The organism is Buttiauxella brennerae ATCC 51605 (assembly GCF_001654925.1).
Classification (GTDB): Bacteria; Pseudomonadota; Gammaproteobacteria; order Enterobacterales; family Enterobacteriaceae; genus Buttiauxella; species Buttiauxella brennerae.
In genome coordinates this window covers 29,447-49,775 of sequence record NZ_LXER01000028.1, presented here as the reverse complement: position 1 = coordinate 49,775, position 20,329 = coordinate 29,447, and the positions used below count along the sequence as shown (strand labels likewise).

Annotated in this window: 18 protein-coding genes and 1 other RNA gene; 15 read left to right on the top strand and 4 right to left on the bottom strand. The window is 50.0% G+C overall.

The window, feature by feature from the left end; all coding sequences use genetic code 11:
* The first annotated feature begins 368 nt into the window (after window positions 1–368).
* The 8 genes from tdcA to M975_RS15300 all read left to right on the top strand — a co-directional run bounded on the left by tdcA (window position 369) and on the right by M975_RS15300 (window position 10,022).
* Window positions 369–1,307 (top strand): transcriptional regulator TdcA, encoded by a 939-nt coding sequence (gene tdcA, locus M975_RS15335; RefSeq protein ID WP_064560794.1) that lies wholly within the window; start codon window positions 369–371, stop codon window positions 1,305–1,307.
* A 97-nt stretch (window positions 1,308–1,404) separates the two neighbouring features.
* Entirely contained in the window at window positions 1,405–2,394 is a 990-nt protein-coding gene (gene tdcB, locus M975_RS15330) for a bifunctional threonine ammonia-lyase/L-serine ammonia-lyase TdcB (RefSeq protein WP_064560793.1), read from the top strand.
* A 24-nt stretch (window positions 2,395–2,418) separates the two neighbouring features.
* Window positions 2,419–3,750, top strand: coding sequence for a threonine/serine transporter TdcC (gene tdcC, locus M975_RS15325; RefSeq protein WP_064560792.1), 1,332 nt, complete (start codon window positions 2,419–2,421; stop codon window positions 3,748–3,750).
* Window positions 3,751–3,780: 30 nt separating this feature from the next.
* Window positions 3,781–4,989: a propionate kinase gene (tdcD, locus tag M975_RS15320; RefSeq protein ID WP_064560791.1), complete on the top strand. Its 1,209-nt coding sequence runs from the start codon at window positions 3,781–3,783 to the stop codon at window positions 4,987–4,989.
* A gap of 104 nt (window positions 4,990–5,093) precedes the next feature.
* Window positions 5,094–7,388, top strand: a complete 2,295-nt coding sequence (pflB, locus tag M975_RS15315; RefSeq protein ID WP_064560790.1) for a formate C-acetyltransferase — start codon at window positions 5,094–5,096, stop codon at window positions 7,386–7,388.
* 157 nt (window positions 7,389–7,545) lie between these two features.
* Window positions 7,546–8,400: a small-conductance mechanosensitive channel MscS gene (mscS, locus tag M975_RS15310; RefSeq protein WP_064560789.1), complete on the top strand. Its 855-nt coding sequence runs from the start codon at window positions 7,546–7,548 to the stop codon at window positions 8,398–8,400.
* 140 nt (window positions 8,401–8,540) lie between these two features.
* Window positions 8,541–9,176: an arginine exporter ArgO gene (gene argO / locus M975_RS15305; RefSeq protein WP_064560788.1), complete on the top strand. Its 636-nt coding sequence runs from the start codon at window positions 8,541–8,543 to the stop codon at window positions 9,174–9,176.
* 108 nt (window positions 9,177–9,284) lie between these two features.
* Window positions 9,285–10,022 (top strand): oxidative stress defense protein, encoded by a 738-nt coding sequence (locus M975_RS15300; protein WP_064560787.1) that lies wholly within the window; start codon window positions 9,285–9,287, stop codon window positions 10,020–10,022.
* Window positions 10,023–10,095: 73 nt separating this feature from the next.
* Here M975_RS15300 and argP read toward each other — a convergent pair whose 3' ends face one another.
* On the bottom strand, window positions 10,096–10,995 hold the full coding sequence (argP, locus tag M975_RS15295) for a DNA-binding transcriptional regulator ArgP (RefSeq protein ID WP_064513636.1): 900 nt from the start codon (window positions 10,993–10,995) through the stop codon (window positions 10,096–10,098).
* Between the two features lie 168 nt (window positions 10,996–11,163).
* On the opposite strand from argP, the gene rpiA reads away from it, so the two are divergent.
* The 3 genes from rpiA (at window position 11,164) to M975_RS15280 (ending at window position 14,070) form a co-directional block, all read left to right on the top strand.
* On the top strand, window positions 11,164–11,823 hold the full coding sequence (gene rpiA, locus M975_RS15290; RefSeq protein WP_064560786.1) for a ribose-5-phosphate isomerase RpiA: 660 nt from the start codon (window positions 11,164–11,166) through the stop codon (window positions 11,821–11,823).
* A gap of 280 nt (window positions 11,824–12,103) precedes the next feature.
* Complete coding sequence (serA, locus tag M975_RS15285) at window positions 12,104–13,342, top strand: phosphoglycerate dehydrogenase (RefSeq protein WP_064513632.1); 1,239 nt, start codon at window positions 12,104–12,106, stop codon at window positions 13,340–13,342.
* A gap of 116 nt (window positions 13,343–13,458) precedes the next feature.
* Window positions 13,459–14,070, top strand: coding sequence for a DUF2238 domain-containing protein (locus M975_RS15280; RefSeq protein ID WP_064560785.1), 612 nt, complete (start codon window positions 13,459–13,461; stop codon window positions 14,068–14,070).
* A 2-nt stretch (window positions 14,071–14,072) separates the two neighbouring features.
* Here the strand turns inward: M975_RS15280 and M975_RS15275 are convergent, their stop codons facing one another.
* The 3 genes from M975_RS15275 to zapA form a co-directional block, all read right to left on the bottom strand.
* Window positions 14,073–14,669, bottom strand: a complete 597-nt coding sequence (locus M975_RS15275) for a 5-formyltetrahydrofolate cyclo-ligase (protein WP_064560784.1) — start codon at window positions 14,667–14,669, stop codon at window positions 14,073–14,075.
* A 26-nt stretch (window positions 14,670–14,695) separates the two neighbouring features.
* Window positions 14,696–14,879, bottom strand: a non-coding RNA gene (ssrS, locus tag M975_RS15270) — 6S RNA.
* A 41-nt stretch (window positions 14,880–14,920) separates the two neighbouring features.
* Window positions 14,921–15,250 carry a cell division protein ZapA gene (zapA, locus tag M975_RS15265; RefSeq protein WP_034457736.1) on the bottom strand — a complete coding sequence of 110 codons (330 nt, stop codon included), beginning with the start codon at window positions 15,248–15,250 and terminating at the stop codon, window positions 14,921–14,923.
* A gap of 168 nt (window positions 15,251–15,418) precedes the next feature.
* Between zapA and M975_RS15260 the strand changes: the two genes are divergently transcribed.
* The 4 genes from M975_RS15260 to ubiI all read left to right on the top strand — a co-directional run bounded on the left by M975_RS15260 (window position 15,419) and on the right by ubiI (window position 19,877).
* Entirely contained in the window at window positions 15,419–15,997 is a 579-nt protein-coding gene (locus M975_RS15260; protein WP_157093401.1) for a YecA/YgfB family protein, read from the top strand.
* Window positions 15,998–16,021: 24 nt separating this feature from the next.
* Window positions 16,022–17,338 (top strand): Xaa-Pro aminopeptidase, encoded by a 1,317-nt coding sequence (gene pepP / locus M975_RS15255; RefSeq protein ID WP_064560782.1) that lies wholly within the window; start codon window positions 16,022–16,024, stop codon window positions 17,336–17,338.
* Window positions 17,335–18,513: a 2-octaprenyl-6-methoxyphenyl hydroxylase gene (ubiH, locus tag M975_RS15250; RefSeq protein ID WP_064560781.1), complete on the top strand. Its 1,179-nt coding sequence runs from the start codon at window positions 17,335–17,337 to the stop codon at window positions 18,511–18,513. The genes pepP and ubiH overlap by 4 nt, the downstream gene beginning before the upstream one ends.
* Before the next feature lie 161 nt (window positions 18,514–18,674).
* Window positions 18,675–19,877, top strand: coding sequence for an FAD-dependent 2-octaprenylphenol hydroxylase (ubiI, locus tag M975_RS15245; protein WP_064560780.1), 1,203 nt, complete (start codon window positions 18,675–18,677; stop codon window positions 19,875–19,877).
* Window positions 19,878–20,329 lie beyond the last annotated feature (452 nt).

The following is a 20,329-nucleotide window of genomic DNA, read 5'->3' as shown; positions in this document are numbered from 1 at the left end:
TATTGCTTTTAAATAAACTGATAGCAGAAATAATATTTTCTGATGCGGGTATTTTCTGAATGCTATTTATTTCGGCAATTTTATAAAATTATTTTAGTTTTATTATAAGTGCCTATAAAATTGAGAGTTATTTGTACAGATATGATTTTATTATCACCATAACTTTATTTTATTACTCCTGCTAAGGTTGACCTTTGTCATGTAAAATGCAAATGACCTATTTTTAACGTTATGATTTTAAAGGGTTAATTTCGTTTGCGTGATTTGCATCCAATTAGCGCTCTGGTAATTGTGAGTCACTGCACACTACAACTGATGCATAATTCGATATGATCTGCTGCATGGGACGTTAATAGGCGCAGATTTGAATGGACAATAATACCTTACCAAAAACACAACATCTGCTTGTCTTTCAGGAAGTGGTGAGAAGTGGATCATTTGGTTCTGCGGCTAAACAACTGAGCCTGACCCAGCCTGCTGTCAGTAAAATTATAAGCGACATGGAATCGTATTTTGGTTTAGAGCTTATTATCAGAAAAAATACCGGCGTTAAATTAACTGAAGCAGGCAAAGTATTGCTGACTCACGCTGAATCCATCACACGTGAATTGCGCAATATGTGTAGTGAAATGAATCGCATGGTTGGAAATAGCGTGGTGGATGTGTCATTTGGCTACCCTTCGCTTATCGGCTTCACTTTTTTGCCAGGTATGATGAAAGAGTTTAAAGAGCTTTTCCCGCAGGCTCAGATCTCGATGTTCGAAGCCCAACTTTCTTCTTTCTTGCCTGCAATCCGCGATGGTCGCCTGGACTTTGCTATTGGCACATTGAGCGACGAAATGTTGCTACAGGATTTGCACATTGAACCACTGTTCGAGTCAGAGTTTGTTCTGGTTGCCAATCGAACACGGGTAGTTAAAGGGACGACCACGCTCAGCGCATTAAGTCATGAGCAATGGGTTTTACCACAAACGGAAATGGGATATTACAGCGAGCTTCTGACTACCCTGCAAAAGAACAATATCAAAAGTGAAAACATCGTAAAAACAGATTCGGTAGTAACCATTTATAACCTGGTGCTCAACGCAGGTTTTCTGACAGTTATTCCACGCGATATGATTTCCCCATTTGGGTCTAACCAATTTATTAAAATCCCGGTTGAGGATAAATTACCTGTCGCACGATATGCTGCCGTTTGGTCTAAGAATTATCGAATTAATAGATCTGCTGCCACATTAGTTGAACTGGCCAAAAAACATTCATTACGAATTAAGTTTCAATCAGACAAATTAACTGAAGTTGCTTAACTTAAATAAGTAACTCATAAAATATTACTCATTCAAAGTGGTAGCTTAATAAAAGCCACCCCATAAATCATTTTTGCTTTTAAATGTTGAGGTCTACATGCATATCGACTATGAACTACCTGTGACTATTATTGATGTTCTTGATGCTAAAAAAAGATTAGCGGGATATATCTATAAAACAGGGATGCCGCGTTCTAATTATCTGAGCGAATGCTGTAAGGGTGAAATATTTTTAAAATTCGAAAATATGCAGCGTACAGGCTCATTTAAAATACGCGGTGCTTTTAATAAGCTCAGCTCATTAACAGAAGAAGAAAGAAGCAAAGGTGTGGTGGCTTGTTCTGCCGGCAACCATGCGCAAGGTGTTTCGCTCTCCTGCGCCATTCTCGGAATCAATGGCAAGGTTGTCATGCCTAATGGTGCGCCTAAGTCTAAAGTAGCGGCAACAACGGACTACTCCGCACAGGTCGTGATGCATGGCGATAACTTCAACGATACCATCGCCAAGGTGAGTGAAATCGTTGAGATGGAAGGGCGCATCTTCATTCCACCTTATGACGATGAAAAAGTGATTGCCGGGCAAGGGACTATCGGCCTTGAAATTCTGGAAGATTTATATGATGTAGACAATGTCATTGTGCCAATTGGCGGCGGCGGATTAATTGCGGGTATTGCACTGGCGATTAAATCAATCAACCCGACAATCAATATTATCGGCGTGCAGGCAGAAAACGTGCATGGCATGGCCGCATCATTTTATAAAGGTGAACTCTTGGCGCACCGTACTTCAGGTACGTTAGCCGATGGTTGTGATGTTTCACGTCCGGGCAGAATAACCTACGAAATCGTGAAGAAGCTCGTTACCGATATTGTATTAGTCAGTGAAGATGAAATTCGTAACAGTATGGTAGCCCTTATTCAACGTAATAAAGTTGTCACAGAGGGTGCTGGCGCATTAGCCACTGCTGCATTATTGAGCGGTAAATTAGACCATTATATTAAAGGGCGCAAAACGGTTAGTATTATCTCCGGCGGTAATATTGACCTGTCTCGCGTTTCACAAATTACAGGCTCCGCAGATATTTGATAGAATCTCTCGAGGAACTTTATTATGAGTAATACTGATGCAACCCTTATTGGCCAAAAAGCGGAATCGCAATGGCGCAAGTCTGACACCACCTGGACTCTCGGTTTATTTGGAACGGCTATCGGTGCGGGAGTTTTATTCTTCCCCATCCGTGCAGGTTATGGCGGCTTAATTCCGATTGTGATAATGCTGTTCCTGGCATTCCCGATTGCATTTTACTGCCACCGTGCACTGGCGCGTCTGTGCCTTTCCGGCAGTAATCCTTCCGGCAATATCACGGAAACGGTAGAAGAGCATTTCGGTAAAACGGGTGGTGTGGTTATCACCTTTTTGTACTTTTTCGCGATTTGCCCGCTGCTGTGGATTTACGGTGTCACGATAACCAATACCTTCATGACATTCTGGGAAAACCAGCTCCAGCTTATGCCCCTTAACCGTGGTGTGGTTGCGCTCTTCCTGTTGCTGTTGATGGCTTTTGTCATCTATTTCGGCAAGGATCTGATGGTTAAAGTCATGAGCTACCTGGTGTTCCCGTTCATTGCCTGCCTGGTGCTGATTTCAGTCTCGCTGATCCCTTACTGGAACTCTGCGGTTATCGATCAAGTGAGCCTCAGCGACATTTCGTTTACCGGCAGTGATGGCATTCTGGTGACGGTATGGCTGGGTATTTCCATTATGGTCTTCTCGTTTAACTTCTCGCCAATTGTTTCCTCCTTCGTTGTTTCTAAACGTGAAGAGTACGAGCATGACTTTGGCAGGCAGTTTACCGAAGACAAATGTTCGAAAATCATTTCCCGTGCCAGCATGCTGATGGTTGCCGTAGTGATGTTCTTTGCTTTCAGCTGCCTGTTCACGCTTTCCCCGCAGAATATGGCCGAAGCTAAAGCGCAGAACATTCCCGTTCTTTCCTACCTGGCGAACCACTTCTCATCGATGGCGGGTACAAAATCGACCTTTGCCACGACACTGGAATATGGCGCGTCGATCATTGCACTGGTCGCCATTTTCAAATCCTTCTTCGGCCACTATCTTGGCACTCTCGAAGGGCTCAACGGTCTGGTTCTGAAGTTCGGCTACAAAGGGGATAAAACCAAAGTTTCCGGTGGCAAACTCAACCTTATCAGCATGGTCTTTATCATGGGGTCGACCTGGGTGGTGGCTTACGCTAACCCGAACATCCTCGATTTGATTGAAGCCATGGGTGCGCCAATTATCGCTTCACTGCTTTGCTTGCTGCCAATGTATGCCATTCGCAAAACACCTGCACTTGCGAAATATAAAGGCAGAACCGAAAACATTTTTGTCACAGTAATTGGCTTGCTGACCATTCTTAATATTGTCTACAAGCTTATCTAATGACTTACTCAGGATGAGTGGGATTTAAAAATGAATGATTACCCGGTAGTGTTGACGATTAACTGTGGTTCTTCTTCGGTAAAATTTTCAGTATTAGATGCAGAAACGTGTGATGTGCTTTTGTCCGGGATTTGTGAAGGTATTAATACCGATAAAGCATTTATAACGGTTAATGATGGGGAGCCAGTTATTCTGGCTCGCCAGAATTATGAAGAAGCACTTGCGGAAATATCCTCTGAGCTTGAAAAGCGTAATTTAATTGATAGTGTGGCCTTTGTTGGCCACCGTATTGCTCACGGTGGTTCTTTATTTAGCAAGTCGGTATTAATTACTGATGATGTCATAGAAAAAATTCGCCTGGTTTCACCTTTGGCTCCGCTGCACAATTATGCCAATTTACACGGCGTGGAATCTGCACGGCTTCGTTTCCCTGGCGTTCCTCAAGTCGCGGTATTCGATACCAGCTTCCATCAGACCCTAAAGCCCGAAGCTTATTTGTACGGTCTGCCATATCGTTACTTTGAAGAGTACGGCGTTCGCCGCTATGGGTTCCATGGCACTTCGCATCGTTACGTAGCGCAGCAGGCATGTGATTTATTAGGCCTGAACGTAGAGGATTCGGGGTTGGTGATTGCTCACTTAGGTAATGGTGCTTCGGTGTGCGCGGTGCAAAATGGCGAAAGCGTCGATACTTCAATGGGCATGACGCCACTCGAAGGCCTGATTATGGGCACGCGCTGCGGTGATGTGGATTTCGGTGCCATGGCCTGGCTTGCAAGGCAGACCGGACAATCCATGGATGACCTTGAGCAGGTCGTCAATAAAGAGTCAGGGCTGCTGGGGCTTTCGGGTTTATCGTCAGATTTACGTACCCTGGAAAATGCCTGGCACAACGGTGATGAGCGGGCACAACGGGCGATAAAAACATTTGTCCATCGTATTGCCCGAACGATTGGCGCGCACGCAGCTGCATTAAATCGCCTGGACGGCATTATTTTTACCGGTGGTATTGGTGAAAATTCAATACTTATTCGCCGTCTGGTTTCTGAACGTTTACAGGTATTTGGTGTTGAACTGGATATTGATAAGAATAACCAACCTAACCGGTCAGGTGAGCGAATTATTTCCTGCGAACAGTCTCCCGTTATTTTAGCGGTTATTCCTACCAACGAAGAAAAGATGATTGCACTTGATGCTTTGCATTTAGGTAGAGAATGCCATCTCGCCGAATACGCCTGATATATCCTCATATTTCAAATTGCAAGGCAAGGGGCTAACACCCTTTGTCCCGCAACTCGAAATTCAAAGGGTATATAAATAATATGCTTTAAAGGAATGAAGTAATGAAAGTAGATGTTGATATTACCAGCGATAATTATTCCCATGCCTGGCAGCAATTCTCGGGCGTAGAATGGAAAGCAACAATTAATGTTCGGGATTTTATCCAACAAAACTACACCCCATATGAAGGTGATGAATCATTTTTAGCGGGAGCAACTACGGCGACGACGGCACTGTGGGAAAAGGTCATGGACGGCATTCGTATTGAGAATGCCACCCACGCGCCAGTCGATTTCGACACTAATATTGCCACCACGATTACCGCGCATGCACCGGGTTATATCGTCAAAGAGCATGAAAAAATTGTCGGTTTGCAAACGGATAAACCGCTAAAGCGCGCCTTACACCCTTATGGTGGCGTGAATATGATCAAAAGCTCTTTTGAAGCTTATGGTCGTGAAATGGACCCGGATTTCGAATATCAGTTTACCTCGCTGCGTAAGACGCATAACCAGGGCGTATTTGATGTTTACTCGCCGGATATTTTGCGCTGCCGTAAATCGGGTGTGTTGACTGGCTTGCCGGACGGTTACGGGCGTGGCCGCATTATTGGCGACTACCGCCGCGTTGCGCTTTACGGGATTGCATACCTGGTGCGCGAGCGTGAATTGCAGTTTGCCGATCTGCAAAACCAGCTTGAGCGCGGTGAAAACCTTGAAGCGGTAATTCGCTTGCGTGAAGAGTTGTCTGAACATCGCCGTGCGCTGCTGCAAATTCAGGAGATGGCGGCAAAATACGGGTTCGATATTTCGCGCCCGGCAAGCAATGCGCAAGAAGCGTTGCAATGGCTCTATTTTGCCTACCTGGCTGCGGTGAAATCGCAGAATGGCGGGGCGATGTCACTGGGCCGCACCACCACGTTTATCGACATTTATATCGAGCGCGATATAAAAGCCGGGCTGCTGACAGAGCAACAAGCACAAGAGCTGGTCGATCACTTCATTATGAAAATCCGCATGGTGCGTTTCCTGCGTACACCGGAATTTGACACGCTTTTCTCCGGTGACCCTATTTGGGCGACCGAAGTCATTGGTGGAATGGGGCTTGATGGTCGCACGCTGGTCACCAAAAATGCCTACCGCTACCTGAACACGCTGTACACCATGGGGCCTGCACCGGAGCCGAACCTGACGATTCTCTGGTCGGAAGCATTGCCGAAACCCTTCAAGATCTATGCGGCGAAAGTATCCATCGAAACATCATCTCTGCAATATGAAAATGATGACCTGATGCGCTGTGATTTCGACAGCGATGACTATGCGATTGCATGCTGCGTCAGTCCGATGGTGATTGGCAAGCAGATGCAGTTCTTTGGTGCACGCGCTAACCTGGCAAAAACGCTGCTGTATTGCATCAACGGCGGCATGGACGAAAAACTCAAAATCCAGGTCGGCCCGAAAATGCCAATGCTGCTCGATGAGGTATTGGATTACGACAAGGTAATGAGCAGCCTCGACCACTTTATGGACTGGCTGGCAACGCAATACATCACCGCGCTCAATCTTATTCACTACATGCACGACAAATACAGCTACGAAGCCTCGTTAATGGCTCTGCATGACCGGGATGTTTATCGCACCATGGCATGCGGTATTGCCGGGTTGTCGGTGGCAGTGGATTCGCTTTCTGCGATTAAGTACGCCACGGTGAAACCGGTGCGCGACCAAAACGGCCTGGCGGTTGATTTCGTCATTGAAGGTGATTACCCGCAATACGGTAATAATGATGATCGTGTTGATGCCATTGCCTGCGATCTGGTTGAGCGTTTTATGAAGAAGATCCAGGCGCTGCCAACCTATCGCAACGCGGTGCCGACTCAGTCGATCCTGACGATCACATCAAACGTGGTATACGGGCAAAAAACCGGTAACACGCCAGATGGCCGCCGTGCCGGAATGCCATTTGCGCCGGGTGCTAACCCGATGCATGGGCGCGATCGCAAAGGTGCAGTGGCTTCATTAACGTCGGTCGCCAAACTGCCGTTCAGTTATGCCAAAGATGGCATCTCTTACACCTTCTCGATTGTTCCTGCGGCGCTAGGCCGTGATGACGCGGTGCGCCAGTTAAACCTTGTCGGGTTACTGGATGGTTATTTCCATCACGATGTGCGAACCGAAGGCGGGCAGCATTTGAATGTGAACGTCATGAACCGGGAGATGCTACTTGATGCTGTTGAACACCCGGAAAACTACCCGACGCTGACCATCCGCGTTTCCGGCTATGCGGTTCGTTTTAATGCGCTGACGCGTGAGCAGCAGCAAGATGTCATTTCGCGCACCTTTACCCACTCGATCTAATGCCACGCTGCATTTATTCACTCTCCTGAACCCGCCGCGTGCGGGTTTTTTCGGACAAATTTGTGAGCAACTTGGCATATTCGGTTGTTTTGTTTACCCTTTAAAGTCTCTGTTGTGCCTTTTGGGTACAAATTTCAGTAATGACAAGGACACGTGAATGGAAGATCTCAACGTTGTAGACAGTATTAATAATGCTGGGGGCTGGCTGGTGCGCAACCAGGCGCTGCTGCTGAGCTATGCGGTCAATATTGTGGCGGCGATTGCGATAATCATCGTCGGGATGATCGTGGCTCGCGTGGTTTCCAATACCATTAACCGTGTGATGTTGGCGCGTGGTATTGATGCGACGGTAGCTGATTTCCTTTCCGCTCTGGTGCGTTACGGCATCATCGCATTTACGTTAATTGCCGCGCTGGGGCGCGTTGGCGTTCAGACTGCGTCCGTTATCGCAGTCCTCGGTGCAGCCGGTTTAGCCATCGGTCTGGCTCTACAAGGTTCGCTTTCTAACCTCGCGGCAGGCGTGTTGCTGGTAACTTTCCGCCCATTCCGCGCAGGTGAGTATGTTGATCTTGGCGGTATTGCTGGCACCGTGCTGAACGTGCAGATTTTCTCCACCACGTTGCGCACCGTGGACGGCAAAATCGTTGTCGTGCCAAACGGTAAAATCATCGCTGGCAATATCATTAACTTCTCCCGTGAACCGGTGCGCCGCAATGAGTTCATTATTGGCGTGGCATACGATTCAGATATCGACAAGGTTAAGCAAATCCTGACAGATATCATTAACAGCGATGAGCGCGTGTTGAAAGACCGCGAAATCACCGTGCGACTCAATGAGTTTGGGCCATCAGCCATTAACTTTGTGGTGCGTGCATGGAGCAACAGCGGTGATCTGCAAAACGTCTATTGGGATGTGCTGGAACGCGTTAAACGTGAGTTTGATGCGCAGGGCATAAGCTTCCCGTATCCGCAAATGGATGTGAATTTCAAACGTGTGAAAGAAGCTGCGTAAGCGTGATTTTCTGGGGCTGGTTTCGGCTGGCCCCCTTTTTATTAGTAATACTTATAAACCATTAAAATTATCCATTTCCTCTAATAATTTTTCCCCATTAAACTCCTCTTTAATTGCTAAACATTAAAGAGTGAATCATCGTGTTATCTTACTTTTTTCAAGGGCTTACATTAGGCGCTGCGTTAATTCTGCCGCTGGGCCCACAAAATGCGTTTGTGATGAACCAGGGTATTCGCCGCCAGTATCATTTGATGATCGCCTCGCTTTGCGCCTTAAGCGATGTGCTGCTGATTTGCGGTGGGGTGTTTGGTGGTAGTGCGCTTTTGATGAAGTCACCATGGCTGCTGGCGAGCGTGACGTGGGGCGGTGTAGCATTTTTATTGTGGTACGGCTGGGGCGCATTGCGCACCGCCATGAGCAGCAGCGTAGAACTGGCTTCAGCAGAAGTGATGAAGCAGGGGCGCTGGAAAATTATCGCCACCGTGCTGGCGGTAACCTGGCTTAATCCGCATGTTTATCTGGATACTTTTGTTGTACTGGGGAGTCTTGGCGGGCAACTGGCTGATGAACCGAAGCGCTGGTTTGCATTAGGTACCGTGAGTGCGTCTATCCTATGGTTTTATGGTCTGGCTCTTCTCGCAGCCTGGCTTGCGCCACGTCTGCGCACCGCGAAAGCTCAGCGGATTATCAATGGCGTAGTGGGTGTGGTGATGTGGGTTATTGCTCTGCAACTGGCTTCTGATGGGGTTCGTCATATCGCGTCTCTGATGGGCTAATTAGCCTAAATCCGATAGACAAGTTACCATTCCAGGCTAAGCTTGCAGCCAGACGTCCGTGTATTTTGCGGGTGTAATGACAGTGGAATGTAGCATGGAGGAATTACAGTGAAGTTTAAAACCCTGGCATTAGTTGCTTTAATGGGATTAGGTTCGGTTCCGGCATTGGCCGATGAATTACCAAATGGCCCGCATGTCGTGACATCCGGTACGGCAAGTGTAGATGCCGTTCCTGACATTGCTACGCTCGCAATCGAAGTGAATGTGTCAGCTAAAGATGCGGCATCCGCTAAAAAACAGGCCGACGATCGTGTGGCGCAATACCTGACATTCTTGCAGCAAAGCGGTGTCGAGAAGAAAGACATTAATGCCGCTAACCTGCGCACCCAACCAGAATATGAATACCTGAAAGACGGCAAAACACAGCTCAAAGGCTACCGTGCTGTGCGTCAGGTTGATGTGACTCTGCGCAAACTCGACAAAATGAACGAGTTGCTTGATGGCGCGCTCAAAGCGGGCCTTAACGAAATCCGTTCTGTCTCACTTGGCGTCGCAAACCCGGAACAGTACAAAGACAAAGCGCGTAAAGCCGCTATCGACGATGCAACTCGTCAGGCGAAGCTGTTAGCTGAAGGCTTTAGCAGCAAGCTGGGGCCAGTTTATAGCGTGCGTTACCATGTCTCTAACTACCAGCCAGCACCGATGGTGCGGATGATGAAAGCTGACGCGGCTCCACCGGTTTCGGCCCAGGATACCTACGATCAGCAAACGATTCAGTTTGACGACCAGGTTGATGTGGTGTTTGAACTCGACAGAGCTCAGAGTCAGGCTCCGGCATCGCAGTAACTGTTTTACCCTTTGCCCTGGTTTTCTCCCTCGCCCCTTTGGGGAGAGGGTCGGGGTGAGGGGCTATAGAGTGTTATTCAGCATCCTGGCGTAAAACTTTATGCCCATATTCCAGCAGTGCGTCGGTAACGTTGCGCATCATGCGGCTTTCCGGTGCAAAACGGTGCCAGTACAGCATACGGCGTTGCATCAGGCCTGGCGTCAGGTCAATCAGCTCACCGCTATTAATCTCTCTTTCGATTTGCAGATGCGGAATCATGCAGCATGTGGTGCCCTGGCGTGCCAGTTGCACAAAGGCTTCTGACGAGTTAACGATATGGCACGGTACGCTGCCCGGTGACAAATCGAAGTTTTGCTGCAAGAACGCCTGGTGCATATCGTCGAGATGGTCAAACGCAACAGCCGGGGCTTTTAGCAGGGCAGAACGCGTGACGCCATTCGGGAAATAGCGCGCGGCAAAATCTTTCGAACCGACAAACAGATAATCCAGCGCACCCAGCCTGTCGACCAGACAGCTTGGCAACGGTTGCGGCTGAATTGACACCGCTCCGACCACTTCACCACGACGCAGGCGTTCCTGAGTGCGGGTTTCATCTTCCACCTGAAGATTCAGGCGGATAGGGGAGTCGGCAAGCACAGGCGCGAGCGCTGGCAGCAGCCAGGTTGCCAGACTGTCGGCGTTCACCGCAAGCGAAAGTAACAGTGGTGTCGAACCGGTCTGCTCATCGCCCAACCACTCTTCTTCGAGCAGTTCTACCTGGCGCAACAATGCCAGTAACTTTTGCCCTTGTTCGGTTGGACGAGGCGGCACAGTGCGCACTAACAATGGCTGGCCGAACATATTTTCCAGTTGCTTGATACGTTGTGAAACGGCTGATTGAGTGATGCAGAGCTTTTGTGCCGCACGCTCAAAACCACGTTCACGAATAACTGCATCCAGCGCCTGTAGTGTTCTATAGTCCGGGCGTTTCATTGTTGTTAGCTAACTCCTGTTTTTGTTATCCCAGCACTATGACATAAATTTGCAGTCGATCCAGACCAAAACCACAAAGATCGGATGAGTTCAGCCATTCACGGGGACAATCTCATGGCGCTTGCACTATAATGCGCGTCAGTTTTCACAGCACACAGGCAAAAAACCATGACGCAGGATGAACTGAAAAAAGCAGTCGGCTGGGCAGCATTACAATACGTGCAACCAGGCACGATCGTTGGTGTGGGTACCGGTTCAACGGCCGCACACTTTATTGATGCTCTCGGGACTATCAAACATCAGATTGATGGTGCTGTTTCAAGCTCCGACGCTTCTACCGCCAAACTGAAAAGCCTTGGTATCACTGTTTTTGATCTCAACGAAGTTGACTCTCTGGGCATCTACGTTGATGGCGCAGATGAAATCAACGGCCAGATGCAAATGATCAAAGGCGGTGGTGCGGCACTGACTCGCGAAAAGATCATCGCGTCGGTTGCGGAAAAGTTTATTTGTATCGCCGATTCGTCCAAGCAGGTCGATATTCTCGGTAACTTCCCGCTGCCAGTGGAAGTTATTCCTATGGCGCGTAGCTGTGTGGCGCGTGAGCTGGTGAAGCTGGGCGGTCGTCCGGAATACCGCCAGGGTGTGGTGACTGATAACGGCAACATCATTCTTGATGTTTATGGCCTGAGCATTGCCGAGCCTATTGCACTGGAAAATGCGATCAACGGTTTGCCGGGTGTCGTGACGGTTGGCCTGTTTGCCAACCGTGGCGCGGATGTGGCGTTGATTGGTACTGCCGATGGCGTGCAAACCATTGTGAAATGATATGACCCGGGCGCTTCATGCGCCCTTAAATTGCATAAAAAATGACAAAATAATCTAACGCCAAATTTGGTGACATATGTCACATTATTAACAACTGCCTGTTTTTCATTCCTGGTTATCTTCCCTGATTAGCATTTTCTGCTGCCCAATACGCCTTATTCCTTTTCTGACGAGATGCCTGCGCAATCGTTTATATTGCCCCGCCCGTAATTTTTGATATTTTGGCAGAAGGGTGTCTTATCACACAGCACAACATCAGTTCTAAAAATAGGGTCGGGAAATGGCAAAAGTATCACTGGATAAAGACAAGATTAAATTCCTGCTGGTGGAAGGCGTACACCAGAAAGCCGTGGATAACCTTCGCGCAGCAGGCTATACCAACATCGAATACCATAAAGGCGCGCTGGACAGCGAAGCCCTGAAAGAGTCGATCCGTGATGCGCATTTCATTGGTCTGCGTTCCCGCACTAACTTAACTGAAGATGTTCTGGCTGCCGCTGAAAAGCTGGTGGCGGTGGGCTGTTTCTGCATCGGTACTAACCAGGTTGACCTGAATGCTGCGGCTAAACGCGGCGTGCCAGTGTTTAATGCTCCGTTCTCCAATACGCGTTCTGTTGCTGAACTGGTTATTGGCCAACTGTTGCTGCTGATTCGTGGTGTGCCAGAAGCTAATGCTAAAGCACATCGTGGTGTGTGGAATAAAGTGGCTGTGGGTTCGTATGAAGCGCGCGGCAAGAAACTCGGCATCATTGGTTACGGCCATATTGGGACGCAGTTGGGTATTTTGGCTGAAGCGCTTGGCATGAACGTCTTCTTCTACGATATCGAAAACAAACTGCCGCTGGGCAATGCCACTCAGGTGCAGCACTTGTCTGATTTGCTCAATATGAGCGACGTAGTCAGCCTGCATGTGCCTGAAAACGCTTCCACCAAAAATATGATTGGTGCCAATGAACTGGCACTGATGAAGCCGGGCGCGCTGCTTATCAATGACGCACGTGGCACTGTGGTGGATATTCCTGCCCTGTGTGATGCATTAGCACGTAAGCATCTGTCTGGCGCGGCAATCGATGTGTTCCCAACTGAGCCTGCGACGAACAGCGATCCGTTTAACTCACCACTGTGTGAATTTGATAACGTGATCCTGACTCCGCACATCGGCGGTTCTACTCAGGAAGCGCAGGAAAACATCGGTCTGGAAGTGGCTGGCAAGCTGGCGAAATACTCTGACAACGGTTCAACATTGTCTGCCGTGAACTTCCCTGAGGTTTCCCTGCCATTGCACGGTGGAAGCACCAGCCGTTTACTGCACATTCACGAAAACCGCCCGGGGATTTTGACCGCGCTTAACCAGATTTTTGCCGACCAGGGCATCAACATCGCCGCTCAGTACCTGCAAACAACGCCGCAAATGGGTTATGTGGTTATTGATGTGGACGCTGAAGAAGATGTTGCTGAAGCTGCACTGAAATCTATGAAGGCGATTCCAGGCACTATCCGCGCTCGTCTGCTTTACTAATCTCAAATCTACGGGAGCCTGCATGGGCTCCTGTTTTTTCTTAAAGTCCTTTTCCTAAGTTGTTTTTTTAGCCTGTCCCACGGATAGTTACGCTTTTAGCCAGGCGGCGAAACAACATGACCAGTACATTCTTAAAATCCGGTGCCTTTATCCTGCTGTTGATTCTCATCTATACGGGCCTTAGCACCGCAGACAGGCTTACCTGGCTGATGGAAGTCACGCCGGTCATTATTATCGTCCCTCTGCTTTTAGTGACTTACGCTCGTTACCCGCTGACACCGCTTCTGTATACGCTGATTTTCTTCCACGCGATTATTTTGATGGTCGGCGGTTTGTATACCTACGCGAAAGTACCCATCGGCTTTGATATGCAGGAATGGTTCGGCCTGAGCCGCAACCCGTATGACAAACTTGGCCATTTCTTCCAGGGGCTGGTTCCGGCACTCGCTGCACGGGAAATCCTGATTCGTGGTGGCTATATCCGTGGGCGCAAAATGGTCGCGTTTCTGGTCTGCTGCGTAGCGCTCGCCATCAGTGCATTGTATGAACTCATTGAATGGGTGGCGGCGTTGTCATTAGGGCAGGGGGCAGATGAGTTTTTGGGTACGCAGGGCGATGTCTGGGACACGCAATCAGATATGTTTTGTGCGCTTCTCGGTGCGTTGTTTACGGTTTTGATACTGCAATACTGGCACACAAAGCAGTTACTGAAACTGCGTGTAGCCTGAGTTTACCACTGCCAGATACGCGATGGCGTGACCACAGCAGGCAGCGGGATATCCCACTTTTGCGCAGGTAACGCCGGAACGTGCTGGCAATCGTGCGCCAGCCCAACTGGCCACAAGCCATGCTGCTGCCAGTTCTGCAACGTACGGTCGTAAAAACCGCCGCCCATTCCCAGCCTCTGCCCTTGCTCGTCGAACGCGACCAGCGGCGTAATCAGCACATCCAGTTTATCCAGCGGCAGCACGTCACGCACATTAAGTTTAGGCTCAAGGATTTTCAGACGATTCATCACCAGATGGCTATCCTCGGCATAACGCAGGAACAGCAAATTGCCTTTACTAAAGGGATGCAGGACGGGCAGATAAACGGTTTTTCCCGCTTGCCATAAGGCGCGTATCAGTGGCGTGGTATCCAGCTCACCGTCAAACGACAAAAACACCGCGACCGTCGCAGCTTTCGCTATGGGCTCATAAGCAAGCATGCGCATAGCGGCAAGTTCAGCAAAATGGTGTTGTTCAGTTGGCGTGAGTGCACGGCGTCGTTGCCGAATGTGTTGTCGGATTTCTGAGCGAAGCGATGGGATTAGCTGAATTTTCGTCATGGTGATGACTAATTTGGTAGAAAGAGGGAATCTCCGAGATGCCGCCGCAGGCTGTAACCCTTGAACCCTTGGTTCAAGGTGAATGCAGCGTCAGAATCATCAGGCTTCTCGGACGGACCGAGCATGCTCACAGAATCTGGATCACCACACTCTTGTGGTATGAAATATCGGCTCAGGGGACTGGCCCGCATGCAAACATCTCAGAGAAATTTGGTCTTCAAAGTTACTCTACCATAGGTAACTGTGAAGTGTTATTCAAAATTTGGACCCTGTCTTTCTGTTATGCGACCTTGCTCAAGCAACGCTTGTTCGATGGTCTGCTGTAACATCCGAATACGTTCTTCCATATTGGAAGCGTAGTCGCGGGTTTTCGATTTTTCCTGAGCCAGTTCGTAGCAAATGTTCAGTGCTGCGATGAAAACTAACTGCTCAGTATTTGTGACTCTAGTGCGAACTTTTAAATCTTGCAACCGCTGATTAAGCTCTTCGGCCGCAAGATTCAGTGCATCCTGTTGTTCAGGCGGACAATTCACGCGCAATGAACGACCGAAAATTTGGATATCGACTGGTTGTGCAGACATGCCACCTTCCTGCTGTTAACTCGCCTGCCTCTCGCTAACCTGTGCCAGGCTACGAAAGGGGCGTCACTATAGCTATCCCGAAATGAAGATACAAGCCCTTTTCTGGTGCCTTGGGGTCCCTGGTGGTAGCATAACATGAACTATCCCTGCCAACGATGGCGAATGCGCATGTCTATACAGAACACTATGCCTGACTACGACTTAGTCGGCCAACTATTGAACCAACAAGGTGTGGGCCTGACGGCCTCAGAAATGCACGGCTTGATTAGCGGTATGCTGTGCGGTGGCAACAAAGATACCAGCTGGCAGCCACAGCTACACGACCTGACAAACGAAGGGCTGGCCTTTGGTCAAAACCTTGCCGACACATTGCGCCAGATGCACGGTGCAACGAGCGATTCGCTGGAAGATGACGGTTTCCTGTTCCAGCTTTACCTGCCCGATGGCGACGACGTTACCGTATTCCAGCGTGCCGACGAACTGGCGGGTTGGGTAAACCACTTCCTGCTGGGCCTTGGCGTAACGCAGCCTAAGCTCGATAAAGTCACCGGCGAAACCGGGGAAGCTATCGACGATCTGCGCAACATTGCGCAATTGGGCTACGACGAGGATGAAGATCAAGAAGAGTTGGAAATGTCACTCGAAGAGATTATCGAGTATGTGCGCGTTGCGGCATTGTTGTGCCACGACACCTTCACGCGCCAGATTCCGACCGCGCCAGAAGTGCAAAAACCCACTCTGCATTAATCATTATTAGCTTCAGGAGGTGTGATGAATCAGCACGAATTTCTCCGGCGCCGTCAGGCGTTGTTAGCCAAAATGGCACCGGCAAGCGCCGCGCTCATCTTTACCGCTCCCGAGGTAACACGCAGTGCCGACAGTGAGTACCCGTATCGCCAGAATAGCGATTTCTGGTACTTCACGGGTTTCAATGAACCGGAAGCGGTATTGGTGCTGATTAAAAGCGACGAAACCCATAATCACAGCGTGCTGTTCAATCGCTTGCGCGATAAAACCGCAGAAATTTGGTTTGGGCGTCGCCTTGGCCAGGAAGCGGCACCCGAGAAACTGGGCGTCGACCGTGCGCTGGCATTTTCCGAAATTGATGAGCAACTGCATCAGTTGCTCAATGGTCTCGATGTTGTCTATCACGCGCAAGGCGAACACGCTTACGCTGACACCATCGTTTTTGCCGCCCTTGATAAACTGCGCCGTGGCTCACGCCAGAATCTTGCCGCCCCCGCGACATTGACCGACTGGCGTCCGTGGGTTCACGAGCAGCGCCTGTTTAAGTCGGAAGAAGAGATAGTCGCTATGCGCCGCGCCGGGGAAATCACTGCACTCGGGCACACCCGTGCGATGGAAAAATGCCGTCCGGGGATGTTTGAATACCAGCTCGAAGGCGAAATTCTTCACGAATTTAACCGCCACGGTGCGCGCTTCCCGTCTTACAACACCATTGTTGGCAGCGGCGAAAACGGCTGCATTTTGCATTACACTGAAAATGAAAGCCAAATGCGTGATGGCGATTTGGTGCTAATCGATGCAGGTTGTGAATACAAAGGTTATGCCGGTGACATTACCCGCACCTTCCCGGTGAACGGTAAATTTAGCGCACCTCAACGGGCGATTTACGACATCGTTCTTGAGTCACTGGAAACCGCTCTCCAGCTCTACCGCCCGGGCACCTCAATTCAAGAAGTCACCACGCAGGTGGTACGCATTATGGTTAACGGCCTGGTCAACCTTGGGATTCTCAAAGGCGATGTTGACCAGCTGATTACTGATAACGCCCATCGTCCATTCTTTATGCATGGCCTGAGCCATTGGCTGGGGCTGGATGTGCATGACGTCGGTCATTACGGTAAAGACCGCTCACGCCTGCTTGAACCTGGCATGGTGATTACCGTTGAGCCTGGTTTGTATATTGCGCCAGATGCGGATGTGCCCGCTGAGTACCGTGGTATCGGTATTCGTATAGAAGACGATATCCTCATCACCGCTGACGGTAACGAAAACCTGACGGCAAGCGTGGTGAAATCGGCGGATGACATTGAAGCGTTAATGGCGGCGGCACGGCACTCATGAGCGTGATTATTGTCGGTGGCGGTATGGCGGGTGCGACGCTCGCGCTGGCTATATCGCATTTGACCCAGGGAAAATTGCCGGTTCATTTGATTGAAGCGGCAGCCCCCGAATCTGCGGCGCACCCTGGTTTTGATGCGCGCGCCATCGCCATTGCGCAAGGGACGTGCCAGCAATTAACACGCATCGGGGTGTGGCCTGCCATTCAGGACTGCGCGACGGCTATCACGACTGTTCATGTCAGCGATCGCGGGCATGCCGGTTTTGTTACGCTGGAAGCGCAGGACTATCAGATTCCTGCACTGGGGCAAGTGGTCGAACTGCATGATGTTGGGCTGCGGTTATTTGCGTTGTTACGCAAAGCGCCTGGCGTGACGTTGCATTGCCCACAGCGTGTCGCGTCCTTTACTCGTGAAACCGATAAAGTGAGCGTTAAGCTCGATAATGGCGAATGCATTGAAGGCCAATTGTTGGTGGCTGCAGATGGTTCTCGCTCCCAGCTTGGTGCGCAGTGTGGCATGACCTGGCAGCAGCAGGCTTATCAGCAAGTGGCGGTTATTGCCAACATCACTACATCGCAGCCCCATAATGGTCGTGCTTTTGAGCGTTTTACCGAGCATGGGCCGCTGGCAATGTTACCGATGTCGGATGGGCGCTGTTCGCTGGTCTGGTGCCATCCTCTGGCGGCTCAGGCTGAAATTGCGCAGTGGGATGACGAGCGGTTCTGCAATGAACTGCAACGCGCATTTGGCTGGCGGCTTGGGCGCATCACCCATGCAGGCGCGCGGGCACAATATCCTCTGGTCTTAACCACGGCCACGCAGTCGGTTTCTCACCGTGTTGTGCTGGTGGGCAATGCTGCGCAAACGCTGCATCCGATTGCCGGGCAGGGCTTTAACCTGGGTTTGCGCGATGTGATGTCGCTGGCTGAAAACCTGGCTGTGGCACATGAAGCATCTCAGGATATTGGCAGCTACGGCGTTTTGGCTGAATATCAGCAGCGCCGCCATGAAGACAAAATTGCTACCATTGGTGTGACCGATGGTCTGGTGCAGCTGTTTGCTAACCATTGGGCTCCGCTTGTCTTGGGGCGCAATCTCGGGCTGATGGCGATGGAACATTTAACTCCGGCACGTGATTTGCTGGCTATGCGTACGCTGGGCTGGGTTGCGCGTTAAAACCTGCCACCAGCCTTATTTATTTGCCATTTTGCCCCGGGAATGTGCTCGAAATCCTCACGTACTTTAGTACGCTCCGGTTTCTCCGCGCACTCCCGAGACAAACTGGCTGCAACATATACGCCTGGTGAGCAGGTTTAAGAATGTAAAGGAGAGTCAATTTGCAAAGCGTTGATGTGGCGATTGTTGGTGGTGGCATGGTTGGACTGGCGGTTGCCTGTGGTTTGCAAGGCAGCGGCTTGCGTGTTGCGGTGCTGGAGAACCATCTCCCACAGCCGCTGGCACCTGAATCTGCACCCGCTTTGCGCGTTTCGGCCATCAATGCCGCCAGCGAAAAACTGCTGACTCACCTTGGCGCCTGGCCGAAAATTATTTCCCAGCGTGCCAGTTGCTATCACGGCATGGAAGTATGGGATCAAGACAGCTTCGGGCATATCGCGTTTGATGATAAATCCTTTGGTTTCAGCCATCTTGGTCACATTATCGAAAATGCGGTGATTCACCATACATTGTGGCAACGCGCCGAACAGTGCAGCGATGTCACTTTGATGTCCCCGGTTGAATTACAGCAAGTTGCCTGGGGCGAAAACGAAGCATTCATTACCCTCAAAGATGGTGCCATGCTGACCGCACGTCTGGTCGTCGGGGCTGATGGTGCCAACTCCTGGCTGCGCAACCAGGCCGATATCCCACTCACTTTTTGGGATTATAAACACCATGCGCTGGTGGCAACTATTCGCACCGCTGAACCCCATCAAGCGGTGGCTCGCCAGGTGTTTCATGGCGACGGGATCCTGGCTTTCCTGCCATTAAGCGACCCGCATTTGTGCTCAATTGTCTGGTCATTAGCGCCGCTTGAAGCAGAGCGTTTGCAGCAGGCGACAGCCGAAGAATTTAACCAGGCGCTCAGCGTGGCCTTCAATATGCGCCTGGGTTTGTGCAGCGTTGAAAGTGAGCGTCAGGTTTTCCCGCTGACTGGCCGCTATGCCCGCAATTTTGCCGCCCACCGCCTGGCGTTGGTTGGCGATGCGGCACACACTATCCATCCGCTTGCCGGGCAGGGCGTGAACCTGGGCTTTATGGACGCCGCTGAACTGATTGATGAAGTGCGTCGTCTGCATCGCCAGGGCAAAGACATCGGGCAGCATATGTATTTACGCCGCTACGAGCGCAGCCGTAAGCACAGTGCGGCAATGATGCTTGCCAGCATGCAGGGCTTCCGTGATTTGTTTGCCGGAAGCAATCCGGCGAAGAAACTGCTGCGCGATATTGGCCTGAAACTGGCCGATACCCTTCCAGGCGTGAAACCGCAATTAGTTCGTCAGGCGATGGGTCTACACGATCTTCCTGACTGGTTAAGATAAATGCTCGTCATACTTCAAGCTGCAACGGTGCTGTCTGCACTCAGTTACCCCGGTCACTTACTTTAGTAAGCTTCCGGGGGTAACTGAGTTGGCCGCCTTGCTGCAGCTCGAATTATTTAGAGCATTCAGTGTGACAACGATCATCTTCTCTCATTTGAAAAATTCTAATCCCACACCCTTTCTCGGATTACTTTTTCTCATCCCACGTTTTTAGCGTTGTAGTGAATTTGTTTCTGAAATGGTCGTAAATGTTAGCTAACGCTAAATTCTGACTTAAACACTTCTTATTTATGCGTGGTGTCTCGCATTTTTCCAGTCGAATACTCTGCATGCTGCGCCTCTGGTTTTGGTCATAAGCTAATGCAATGACGCATTGTGCCTTATGGTTAACTCCCCCATTCAGTGGTAACTTCAGGCAAAAGGTAACGTTTGCGTCGCCCTCGGGATCGATG